Annotated in this window: 9 protein-coding genes; 5 read left to right on the forward strand and 4 right to left on the reverse strand. The window is 69.6% G+C overall.

The annotated features are described in order from the left end of the window. Position 1 precedes the first annotated feature (1 nt). Both leuD and E9232_RS21710 read left to right on the forward strand, forming a co-directional pair. Positions 2-610 (forward strand): 3-isopropylmalate dehydratase small subunit, encoded by a 609-nt coding sequence (gene leuD / locus E9232_RS21705; protein WP_309797388.1) that lies wholly within the window; start codon positions 2-4, stop codon positions 608-610. Further along, the gene (locus tag E9232_RS21710) at positions 598-1,515 is read left to right on the forward strand and encodes an alpha/beta fold hydrolase (protein ID WP_374710642.1); all 918 of its coding nucleotides are present in this window, start codon (positions 598-600) and stop codon (positions 1,513-1,515) included. Before leuD ends, E9232_RS21710 begins: the two co-directional genes overlap by 13 nt. A gap of 11 nt (positions 1,516-1,526) precedes the next feature. On the opposite strand, the gene E9232_RS21715 is transcribed toward E9232_RS21710, so the two are convergent. Both E9232_RS21715 and acs read right to left on the reverse strand, forming a co-directional pair. Then, a complete protein-coding gene (locus E9232_RS21715; protein ID WP_309797390.1) occupies positions 1,527-2,438 on the reverse strand; it encodes a LysR family transcriptional regulator in 912 nt (303 codons plus the stop codon). 11 nt (positions 2,439-2,449) lie between these two features. Next, positions 2,450-4,393, reverse strand: a complete 1,944-nt coding sequence (acs, locus tag E9232_RS21720) for an acetate--CoA ligase (RefSeq protein ID WP_309797392.1) — start codon at positions 4,391-4,393, stop codon at positions 2,450-2,452. A 234-nt stretch (positions 4,394-4,627) separates the two neighbouring features. Here acs and E9232_RS21725 point away from each other — a divergent pair, with 234 nt between their 5' ends. The 3 genes from E9232_RS21725 to E9232_RS21735 all read left to right on the forward strand — a co-directional run bounded on the left by E9232_RS21725 (position 4,628) and on the right by E9232_RS21735 (position 9,344). Continuing rightward, positions 4,628-7,138 (forward strand): mechanosensitive ion channel family protein, encoded by a 2,511-nt coding sequence (locus E9232_RS21725; protein WP_309797394.1) that lies wholly within the window; start codon positions 4,628-4,630, stop codon positions 7,136-7,138. Beyond that, positions 7,128-7,904, forward strand: a complete 777-nt coding sequence (locus E9232_RS21730) for a methyltransferase domain-containing protein (protein ID WP_309797395.1) — start codon at positions 7,128-7,130, stop codon at positions 7,902-7,904. The genes E9232_RS21725 and E9232_RS21730 overlap by 11 nt, the downstream gene beginning before the upstream one ends. Before the next feature lie 369 nt (positions 7,905-8,273). Continuing rightward, positions 8,274-9,344, forward strand: coding sequence for an OmpA family protein (locus tag E9232_RS21735; RefSeq protein ID WP_309797397.1), 1,071 nt, complete (start codon positions 8,274-8,276; stop codon positions 9,342-9,344). Positions 9,345-9,393: 49 nt separating this feature from the next. Here the strand turns inward: E9232_RS21735 and E9232_RS21740 are convergent, their stop codons facing one another. Together E9232_RS21740 and E9232_RS21745 are read right to left on the reverse strand one after the other, a co-directional pair. After that, a complete protein-coding gene (locus E9232_RS21740; protein WP_309797399.1) occupies positions 9,394-10,191 on the reverse strand; it encodes a DUF2182 domain-containing protein in 798 nt (265 codons plus the stop codon). Between the two features lie 9 nt (positions 10,192-10,200). After that, the gene (locus E9232_RS21745; protein ID WP_309797401.1) at positions 10,201-10,836 is read right to left on the reverse strand and encodes a DUF1326 domain-containing protein; all 636 of its coding nucleotides are present in this window, start codon (positions 10,834-10,836) and stop codon (positions 10,201-10,203) included. Positions 10,837-10,851: the final 15 nt, after the last annotated feature.

The following is a 10,851-nucleotide window of genomic DNA, read 5'->3' on the forward strand; positions in this document are numbered from 1 at the left end:
TATGCAGCCCTTCACCCTGCTCTCCGGCCCGGCGGCGGCGCTGCCGGCGGCGAATGTCGACACCGACGTGATCATGCCCAAGCAGTACCTCAAGGGCATCGACCGCAGCGGCCTGCGCGACGGCGTCTTCCGCGACCTGCGCTTCGACGAGTCCGGCGCCGAGCGGCCGGGCTTCGTGCTGAACCGGGAGGGCTGGCGCGACGCCAAGGTGCTGGTGGTCGGCCCCAATTTCGGCTGCGGCTCCAGCCGCGAGCATGCGGTCTGGGGCCTCGGCCAGCTCGGCGTCCGGGCGCTGATCGGCACCAGTTTCGCCGGCATCTTCTTCGACAACTGCGCCCGCAACGGACTGCTGGCCGTCACCCTGGACGCGGCGGCCGTCGACCGGCTGATGGTGCTGGCCTCCGACGCCGCCACCAACCGGCTGACCATCGACCTGCCGGGGCAGCGCATCGCGGCTTCGGACGGGACGGCCATCGCCTTTGAGATCGAGCCGGGCCGGAAGGGGGCGCTGGTGCTGGGTCTCGACGCGGTCGGCGCGACCCTGCAGCATCGCGCCGCCATCAAGACCTTCGAACGGGACTATCTCGCGGAGAACCCATGGCTGGCCTGACCGACGCCATCGCCGAGCGCGGCGCCTCGCCCTTCCTGGCCGGGTTCCGGCTGGTCGACGCCACGGTGGCGCCCGACCTGACCATCCGCGCCGCGGTCGGCGGGGAGGGGCCGCCGCTCCTGCTGCTGCACGGCCATCCGCAGACCCATGCCACCTGGCGCAAGGTGGCGCCGGTGCTGGCGCGGCGCTTCACCGTCGTCGCCGCCGACCTGCGCGGCTATGGCGACAGCAGCAAGCCGGACGGCGGCGCCAACCACATCGCCTATTCCAAGCGCTCCATGGCGGCCGACCAGGTGGCGCTGATGCGGCTGCTCGGCCATCACCGCTTCGGCGTCGTCGGGCATGACCGCGGTGGCCGGGTGGCGCACCGCATGGCGCTGGACCATCCCGACGCGGTCACGCGCCTCGCGGTGATCGACATCGCACCGACGGCGACGATGTACGCCCGCACCGACAAGGAATTCGCCACCCGCTACTTCTGGTGGTTCTTCCTGATCCAGCCGGAGCCGCTGCCGGAACGGATGATAGGCGCCGACCCGGAGTTCTTCCTGCGCAAGCACATCGACGGGCAGAGCAAGACGCCCGGCGCGACCGAGCCGGCCGCCTTCGCCGAGTACCTGCGCTGCTACCGCGACCCGGCGACGCGCCACGCCATCTGCGAGGACTACCGCGCGGCAGCGACCATCGACCTCGACCACGACGCCGCGGATGCCGACGCCCGGGTCACGGCGCCGCTCCTGGCGATCTGGGGCGGGCAGGGCACGGTCGGGGCGCTGTACGACGTGCTGGAGACCTGGCGCGAGAAGGCCCGCGACGTCCGCGGCCGCGCCTTCGACTGCGGCCACACCCTGCAGGAAGAGCGGCCGGAGGAGACGGCGGCGGAGCTGCTGGCGTTCTTCTCGTAGTCGGTCGGCGCTCAGGCTTGGCGGCTCAGCGTCACCGCCCGGTCCCAGAAGGTCTCGGCGGCGGGGCTCTGGCGGGCCCTGGGGCGGAACAGGCGGATTTCCATCGGCACCTCGTCGGCCGCGGTGCCGACCCGCGCCAGCCGTCCCGACTCCAGGTCCTCGGCCACCAGGCTCAGCGGCGACCAGCTGATACCGCGGCCGTCGCGCGCCATGGCTGCGAGCACGCTGGCGAGGTGCGAGGAGAAGGCCGGCTCGGCCGGCGCCGTTCGCCCGGCCTGCGCCCAGGCGGCGGCCAGGATGCGGCCCATGCCCGATTCCGCGGTGTAGGCCAGATAGGGCGCGGCCGCCCCGCCGGCCAGCACCGGCGCCGCGACCGGCAGCAGCACGTCCTGGCCCAGCGCGATCGACGGGAAGCTGTCGCCGGCCAGCCGCCGCGGCGCCGCCGGATGGTCGTGGCACAGCAGGAACTGGGCCCGGCCCTCCACCATCAGCCGCTCGCACGCCACCATGGTGTCGGCGGTCAGCTGCACCGTCATCGTGGTCGGCGCTGCCGCCTCCAGGGCGCGCAGCCAAGCCGGGAAGAAGGTCAGCGCCAGCGCATGGGTGGCAGCGAAGCGCAGCGTCTCCGAGCCCGCCTGGGCGGCGCTCAGCGCGTCCTGCCGGCCGATCTGCAGCCGCCGCAGCATCTCCTCGGCGGCCGGCCGGAAGCGCTCGCCCGCCGGGGTCAGGCGGACCGAATGGGTGCTGCGGTCGAACAGGGTGGTGCCGACCCAGTCCTCCAGCGCCCGGATGCGGCGGCTGAAGGCCGGCTGGCTGACGCCCCGGCGCTCCGCCGCGCGCGAAAAGCCGCCCTCGTCCAGCACCGCCAGGAAATCCTCGAGCCACGCGGTCTCGAGGGATCGGCCGCGATGCGGCTCCGCCATCGCCGGCGGCGCTACCCTCGGTTCATCCGGTTGTCGACCAGGTCGGTCACCACGGCGGGATCGGCCAGGGTGCTGGTGTCGCCCAGCGTCTCCTGCTCATTGGCGGCGATCTTGCGCAGGATGCGGCGCATGATCTTGCCCGACCGGGTCTTGGGCAGGCCCGGCGCCCACTGGATCAGGTCCGGCGTCGCGATCGGCCCGATCTGCTTGCGCACCCACTGCGCCAGTTCCTTGCGCAGCTCCTCGGTCGGCTGCTCGCCGGCGATCAGGGTGACATAGGCATAGATGCCCTGGCCCTTGATGTCGTGGGGATAGCCGACCACCGCGGCCTCGGCGACCTTGGGGTGGGCGACCAGCGCGCTCTCGACCTCGGCGGTGCCCATGCGGTGGCCGGAGACATTGAGCACGTCGTCCACCCGGCCGGTGATCCAGTAGTAGCCGTCCTCGTCCCGGCGGCAGCCGTCGCCGGTGAAGTACAGGCCCTTGAAGGTGGCGAAATAGGTCTGGATGAAGCGCTCATGGTCGCCGAACACGGTGCGCATCTGGCCGGGCCAGCTGTCCGATATGCACAGATTGCCCTCAACCGCGCCGTCCAGCGGCTTGCCCTCGCCATCGACGATCAGCGGCTTGACCCCGAAGAAGGGCAGGGTGGCCGAGCCGGGCTTCTGCGCGATGGCGCCGGGCAGCGGCGTGATCAGGATGCCGCCGGTCTCGGTCTGCCACCAAGTGTCGACGATCGGGCAGCGGCCGTCGCCGACCACGCGGTGGTACCACAGCCAGGCCTCGGGGTTGATCGGCTCGCCGACCGAACCCAGCAGCCGCAGCGAGGCGCGGCTGGTCTTTTTCACCGGGCCTTCGCCGTCGCGCATCAGGGCGCGGATGGCGGTGGGGGCGGTGTAGAAGATGTTGACCTTGTGCTTGTCGACCACCTGCCAGAACCGCGAGGTGTCGGGATAGTTCGGCACGCCCTCGAACATCAGCGTCGTCGCGCCGTTCGCCAGCGGTCCGTACAGGATGTAGCTGTGGCCGGTCACCCAGCCGACATCGGCGGTGCACCAGTAGATGTCCCCGTCATGGTAGTCGAAGACGTATTGGTGGGTCATGGCGGCGTAGACCAGATAGCCGCCGGTGGTGTGCAGCACCCCTTTCGGCTTGCCGGTCGAGCCCGAGGTGTAGAGGATGAACAGCGGGTCCTCGGCGCCCATCTCCTCGGGCGGGCAGTCGGCGGAGACCTGGGCCGAAGCCTCATGCAGCCAGAGGTCGCGGCCCTCGGTCCAGCCGATCTTGCCGCCGGTGCGGCGCACCACGATGCAGCTGGTGACGTCGGGGCAGCTCTTCAGCGCCTCGTCGGCATTGGCCTTCAGCGCCACCGCCCGGCCGCCGCGCAGCCCCTCGTCGGCGGTGATCAGGATGGTCGAGCCGCAATCGAGGATGCGGTCCTTCAGGCTGTCGGGCGAGAAGCCGCCGAACACCACGGAATGGACCGCGCCGATCCGGGCGCAGGCCAGCAGGGCATAGGCCGCTTCCGGGATCATCGGCAGGTAGACCGTGACGCGGTCCCCCTTCTTCACCCCGCGCGCCTTCAGCACATTGGCCAGGCGGCTGACCTGTTCATGCAGCTCGCGATAGGTGATGTGGCGGCTGTCCTTGGGGTCGTCGCCCTCCCAGATGATCGCGGTCTGGTCGGCGCGCTTGGCCAAATGCCGGTCGATGCAGTTGGCGGACGCGTTCAGCGTGCCGTCCTCGAACCAGCGGATGTGGACGTCGCCGGTGAAGCTGGTGTCCTTGACCTTGGTGAAGGGCCTGATCCAGTCTACGCGCTTGCCGTGCTCGGCCCAGAAGCCCTCCGGATCATTGACCGAACGCTCGTACAGCGTTTTGTACCGCGCGGAATTCACCCAGGCGCGCTTGGCCCAGTCGTCGGACACGGGGAAGAGGCTGGTGTCGCTGCTCATGGGGTCTCCCGCTCGATCGTCTTCTCAGTGCGCGTCTCGATATACCGGCAATGCCGGCCGAGGTCTTTGATTCATATCAAGAGGATCGGGCCTCTGGCCACGGCTTGATCCACGAATCCTGAGTGCGACGGGGCGCATTGCTGCTGCGACGATCGGCGGGCTCGCCTTCTTGTCGCCGCTTTGGCATGGAAAGAGACGTATCCCCCATTGCATCAGGTGCCGGTTCGGCCGCCCATGACCTTTCGCGCCCTGTTCCCCCGCCTGTTCCTGCTGCTGGCTCTCGTCTGCGCCGCCCTGCCGGCCGCGGCCCAGACCAACCCGGATTTCGACAAGCAGAGTGCGGGGTGGCAGGACACGATCAAGCGGCTCTATGTCCAGCTGTCGGCGCAGAATCTGTCCGACGATGGCTACAACGCGCTGCGCATCCAGTTGGCTGCGGTGGTCGATCAGGCCCAGGCCGCGTCGGCTGCCGCGAATGACACCCTCGGCAAGATCAAGCAGGTCAGCGACGCGCTGGGGCCGCCGCCGGCCGAAGGCGCCCCGCCGGAGTCGCCAGATGTGGTGAAGCAGCGGCAGGAGCTGGCGGACGCCCTCGCGAAGTTCGACGGGCAGGTCCGGCAGGCCGAAGCGGTCAAGACCCAGGCCAACCTGCTGCAGCAGACCGCCGATGCCGCGCGCGTCGACCGGTTCCGGCGCGATCTGCTGACGGTGGCTCCCGCCGCCTTCGACCCGCAGCTCTGGGGCTCGGTCCCCGATCAGGCCACTTATCTCGCCACACGGCTGCTGCTGCCGTTCCAGGACCAGGCCGGCGCCGGCTGGGATGGGGTGGGCGAGATGGCCCGGCGCATCCTGTTCGCCGGCATCGTCCTCGGCCTCGGCTGGCTGGCGCGGCGCTGGCTGCTGCGACGCTTCGGCCGCCGTTTGACCGAAACCGTGCCGTCCCTGAGGCGGCGGGCGGCCGCGGCCCTAGTTTACACCATCGCCCATGGCGTGCTGCCGGCGATGATGACGCTGGCGGTGGCGGTGATCTGCGCCGGCTGGCTCGGCGACCGGCCGGCCAGCTACGTCGCCATGATCACCCTGGGCGTCCTGGCCTGGGGAATCGTCGCTTATTTCCTCGCATCGGCCGCGATCTCGGCCGCGCTGACACCCGACGATCCGGCCTGGCGCCTGATCGACCTGACCGACGCCTCGGCCCGCACCCTGTGCCACAGGCTGCGGCTGGGCGCGGCAATCTGGGCCGTCGCCGGGGTGACGCTGGCGATGGCCGATGGCCGCATCCTGATGCAAAGCGAGCTGCGTGCCGTGCTGGTTGCGGCGTCGCTGGCCGCGGGGGCGCTGGCGCTGCTGGCGCTGCTGCCGGGATCGCTGTGGGGGTATCGCGCCGACCTCAAGGCGCTGCCGGAAGGCGAGCCGACCGACGATCAGCCGGCGCCGGCCCGGCCGGCCGGACGCTGGCCGCGGCTGCGGCTGGTGACCGCGCTGCTGGCCGTGGTGGTGCTGGTCGCCGGGCTGATCGGCTATCAGAAGCTGGCGCTGTACATCACCTATCTCCTCGTCACCTCGATGGGTATCGGTGCCGCCTTCCTGGTCCTGCGCGGCATGGTGCATGAAGCGATCGGCCGGTTCCTGACCCAGCCGGTCGGGCCGATGGCCAGGGTGCGCCACTCGCTGTTCCCGGCCGATCGCGGATTGTGGGTGTTCGAGACCGGCGCCGCCCTCTGCACCGACATCGTCCTCGGCCTGGCCGCCCTGCTGGTGCTGGCGCCTGTCCTGGGGCTCAGCACCAGCGACATCTCGGCGATCGGCACCACCATCCTGGAGGGGGCGAAGGTCGGCGGCGTCCGTATCGCGCCGCTCGACATCCTCGGCGCCATCGTCGCCTTCACCGTCGGCATCACCGCCACCCGCTTCCTGCAGCGGCGGCTTGACGCCCGCTTCCTGGAAAAGCTGCAGATCGACCGCGGCCTGAAGAATTCGATCCGCACCGGCATCGGCTATCTCGGGGTGCTGATCGCGGCGCTGCTCGGCGTCGGCGTGCTCGGGCTCGACCTGTCGAACCTGGCGCTGATCGCCGGCGCCCTCTCGGTCGGCATCGGCTTCGGCCTGCAGAACATCGTGCAGAACTTCGTCGCCGGCCTGATCCTGCTGGTCGAGCGCCCGGTGAAGGTGGGCGACTGGGTGGTGATCGGCGGCGCCGAGGGCGTGGTCCGCCGAATCAGCGTCCGCGCCACCGAGATCCAGACCTTCCAGCGCTCCTCGGTGATCGTGCCGAACGGCAATCTGATCTCGTCCCAGGTCGTGAACTGGACGCATAAGGACAAGAACGGCCGGGTCGACATCCCGGTCGACATCGCCGCCTCGGCGGATGTCGAGCAGGCGCGCGATATCCTGCTGCAGATCGCCAAGGCGGACAGCCGGGTCAGCGCCTTCCCGGCCCCGGTCGTCGCCTTCAAGGGCTTCAGCACCACGACGCTGGATCTCGAGTTGCGCTGCCACATCTCCGACGTCGACAATTTCGCCGGTGTCGGCACCGATCTGCGATTCGCCATCTGGAAGGCGTTCCGCGAGGCCAAGATCGCGTTCCAGCCGGCGGCGTCGGACATCTCGCTGCCGCAGGCGGTGCAGGTGCTGGCCACGGCGGTGCGCGAGCGCGACGGCGCAGTGGCAAAGCCGGGCGCGGATCGAAGCGAGGCCGCCCGGGAGGTCCCCCGCGAGGCCGAGGAATCCTCGAATGCTGCATGACCTCGGCCGGGTCGTCGGGGACATCGCCCGCGACCGGCTGGACGAGGCGGCGATCTATCGGCGGGAACGGCTGCATGCCCGGCCCCAGGTGCAGGCGGGCCCGGCCGGGGTGCTGGAATGCCCGATCTGCGGCACGCGGGCCGGCCGCTTCCTGCGCTTCGGCCTGGACGGGCGGCGCAACGCCATGTGCCCGGCCTGCGGCAGCGTCGAGCGGCACCGTTTCCTCTGGCTGTACCTGACCGCCCACACCGACCTCCTGACCGGCCGGCACCGGGTGCTGCATGCGGCGCCCGAACCGTGGCTGGAGCAGCGGCTGCGGGGCCTGCCCAACCTGCGCTACCGCTCGGTCGACCTGTTCGACCCCTCCGCCGACATCCAGGCCGACCTGGCGGCGCTGCCCTTCGCCGACGCCAGCTTCGACTGGGTGCTGGCGAACCATGTGCTGGAGCACATCCCCGGCGACGGCGCGGCGATCGCCGAGCTGGCGCGGGTGCTGCGGCCTGGCGGCCATGCCATCATCATGGTGCCGTTCGATCCCAAGGGGCCGACCCAGGACGGGGCCGACATCGTCGACCCGGTCGAACGGATGCGGCGCTTCGGCCACCCCTACCACTACCGCATCAACGGGCGGGAGTTTCCCGGCCGGCTGGCTGCCGCCGGGCTGGTGCCCATCATCGTCGACAGCCGCCGCCTGCTGGGCCCGCACCGCCGCCGCCGGTTCCGGGTGAACCGCAACCACCTGTTCGACTGCCGGCGCCAAGGATAGGGCCCCCCGTCCGTCCCCAGCGAATCACGACGTCAGAGATTCAGCGGCCGGCCCTGATCCGGGCCCGCCGTCGCCGCTGCGGCATGTCCAGGATTGCCATGCAATCGTGGAGAATTCCGACTAAATACGATCTTGTCGTCATGACGGCATCTCCAGGGTTGCAGTCCAACCAGATTCGGCCGGGATTCTCGCTCAAGACTTTACCTTTTCATGAAGATTTAAAATGGCATGGTTCTCGTGAATTCTTTGATTTCGGGTTGATCAGCTATCGAAGCCTTCGTAATGATGCGAGGGGCCTGGATAAAACCCTGCAGTGGGGCGTCGGGGAGGGCGCGGCCTTCGGTTTGACTCTGATCAGGAAGGCGGCAGATGAAAACTCTGGCAGTGTTTGTTGCGGGCGCCGTGGTCGCGCTGCTGGCCACGCCCGGGATGGCCCAGCAGGCGCGAGGCATCTATCTCGGCACCGGGGCGGGGGTGAACATCCCGCAGACTCAGGGTTGGGACTTCTCGAACCCGACCACCAAAGGCCGTGCCGATGTCTCCCTCGATGCGGCGGTCGCGGGTGATGTCTACATCGGCTACGATTTCGGCGCGTTCCGCACCGACCTCGAGGCCAGCTTCCGCCAGAACGACATCAGTAACGTGCTGTTCGGCTTCGATTCCTTCCGCCGGGGCCGGTTCGCGGTCCCGGGTGCCAGCGACGTCAAGGTCGACGTCGACGGCCATGAGCGGACGATCGGGCTGATGGCCAACGTCTATTACGATTTCGAGTTCGGCTCGCCCTTCGTGCCCTATGTCGGCGGCGGCATCGGCGTCGGCTTCAACACCTGGAAGGTCAAGGTCAAGGACGCCGACATCGACACCGAGTTCAGCTCACCGCTGTTCGCCTACCAGGGCATCGCCGGCGTGTCCTACTCCATCACGCCGAACTGGGCGGCGAATCTGGAGTATCGCTATTTCGGCGAGACCGAGGGCAACACCACCTCGGGCGACACCAAGATCAAGGTCGGCGCCCCTAACAACCACACCATCCTGGCCGGCTTCAAATACACCTTCGACTTCGGCCAGGCCGCGGCGCAGACCGTGCCGGACAGCCCGGTCACCACCGGCGAGCGCAGCTATCTCGTGTTCTTCGACTTCGACAGTTCGAAGCTGACGCCCGAGGCGACGTCGATCGTCGCCTCCGCCGCCACCGACGCGCTGCGGGGCGAATCGACCCGCATCGGCGTCACCGGCCACACCGACCGGTCCGGAACCGACGCCTACAACCAGGCGCTGTCGGTGCGCCGGGCGGATGCGGTCCGGCGCCAGCTGGTCGCCGACGGTGTCGACGACACCCTGATCGCGGTCCGCGGCGTCGGCGAGGCCGATCCCCTGGTGCCGACCGCCGACGGCGTCCGCGAACCGCAGAACCGCCGGGTCGAGATCGTGATGAACTGAGGAGAGGAGGGGAGCCGGGGGCCGACCGCTTCCGGCCCTGCCTGGGCGCCTACAGAACGACCAGCGCCGTCCAGCCGCCCCACAGGATCAGGCCGACTCCGGTGACGCGGCTGAGCCAGCGGCCGGCCGGCACCGTCTTTTCGAGCAGCACGAACAGCGTGTTGACGCCGATCCAGGTGAGATCCATCACGCCGCCGACGAACAGCAGCAGCATCAGCGCCCAGCAGCAGCCGAGGCAGAAGAGGCCGTGGCGAAGGCCGAGGCCGAACGGTCCGGACCGATGGTGGCGGGTGAGGAACTCGACCGGTGACCGGCAGCGGACGAGACAGCCGCGCTTCAGCGGGGTGAGCTGGTAGGCGCCGGCGATCACAAGGGCGCCGCCGGCCAGGACCGTGTTGGCGGTCGCCATCGCCGGGGACAGCAGGGCCAGAGCATCGAGGCGCCATTGCAGGGTGGCGGCCAGGATGCTGAAGCCGGCCCAGATCGTCAGGTAGCCGAGCGTAAACAGGGCGGTCGCCGCTTGTGGCGCGGCCCGCCGGCGATGGCGCTGCAGCGCGGCATAGGTGAGCACCATCGGCGCCGCCCCGGGCAGCATCATCGCCACCATCATCGCCGCCCACATCGCGACGATCAGGGCGAAATAGGCGCCGGTCCAGGGCATCGGCATGGACATCGCCGTGCCAGGCATCTCCATGCCGGGCATTTCCATACCGGGCATTTCCACGCCGATGCCGAGGCCGACATAGATCCAGGCCGCAATGCAGACACAGGCGAGGGCGACGAGCGTCACCAGACGGTCGCGGCGGAGCACCGCCTCGATCGCGGATGGGGCAGCACCCGTGTCCATCGCCGCCGGTTACGCCACAATGCCGGCGTTGTTGAGATGGATGTGCGCGAACTGGGCATAGGTGCCCGCCAGGTCCAGCTCGATCCCGCCGGCCGCCTTGGTCGTGCCGCTGCCGATCTCGGCCAAGCGGTATTCGAAGCCGTTCGGCAGGTCGATGCGGACGCGGTGCTCGGCGCCGGTCACCGGGTTGCGGATCGGCTCGCCGGTCGTCTCGACCAGCCCCGGCACGACGAACCGGCCGCGTCGGCGGTCGACATCGATCTCGATCTCGATCGGCCGGAACAGCGGCTCGAGCCGGGTCGGGCTCATGGCGGCGAACACCCACCACATGGTGGCCATGTCCTCGGTCTCCTCGCCGGTCATGATCTTGAGCAACGCGTCCCGCTGGGCGGCGTCGGCCCGCTCGTCGATGACCAGCTGCATGGTGCCTTTGCCCTCATGCACCGGCCCGGGCCAGGCGTAGAGGCCAACGGCCCGCAGCCCGTCGAGGCTGACATCGCCGAAATGTCCCGTTTCGATCAGAAAGCCGACCACGGCACGGCAATGCCCATGCGTCGGCAGGTCGTTGAACTGGCAGGGGCAGCCATAGGCGCAGTTGCAGTTGGCAAGCTCCGTCGCCTTCACGACCCAGCTCACTTTCGTCATTTCGGCCTCCCTGAA

It is taken from the genome of Inquilinus ginsengisoli, assembly GCF_031453975.1.
GTDB classification, from domain to species: domain Bacteria; phylum Pseudomonadota; class Alphaproteobacteria; order DSM-16000; family Inquilinaceae; genus Inquilinus; species Inquilinus ginsengisoli_A.

Bases quoted from the DNA above. Each gene is read 5' to 3' on its own strand.
- acs (WP_309797392.1), bottom strand. From the start codon at position 4,393: ATGAGCAGCGACACCAGCCTCTTCCCCGTGTCCGACGACTGGGCCAAG.
- E9232_RS21735 (WP_309797397.1), top strand. From the start codon at position 8,274: ATGAAAACTCTGGCAGTGTTTGTTGCGGGCGCCGTGGTCGCGCTGCTG.
- E9232_RS21715 (WP_309797390.1), bottom strand. From the start codon at position 2,438: ATGGCGGAGCCGCATCGCGGCCGATCCCTCGAGACCGCGTGGCTCGAG.
- leuD (WP_309797388.1), top strand. From the start codon at position 2: ATGCAGCCCTTCACCCTGCTCTCCGGCCCGGCGGCGGCGCTGCCGGCG.
- E9232_RS21710 (WP_374710642.1), top strand. From the start codon at position 598: ATGGCTGGCCTGACCGACGCCATCGCCGAGCGCGGCGCCTCGCCCTTC.
- E9232_RS21730 (WP_309797395.1), top strand. From the start codon at position 7,128: ATGCTGCATGACCTCGGCCGGGTCGTCGGGGACATCGCCCGCGACCGG.
- E9232_RS21725 (WP_309797394.1), top strand. From the start codon at position 4,628: ATGACCTTTCGCGCCCTGTTCCCCCGCCTGTTCCTGCTGCTGGCTCTC.
- E9232_RS21740 (WP_309797399.1), bottom strand. From the start codon at position 10,191: ATGGACACGGGTGCTGCCCCATCCGCGATCGAGGCGGTGCTCCGCCGC.
- E9232_RS21745 (WP_309797401.1), bottom strand. From the start codon at position 10,836: ATGACGAAAGTGAGCTGGGTCGTGAAGGCGACGGAGCTTGCCAACTGC.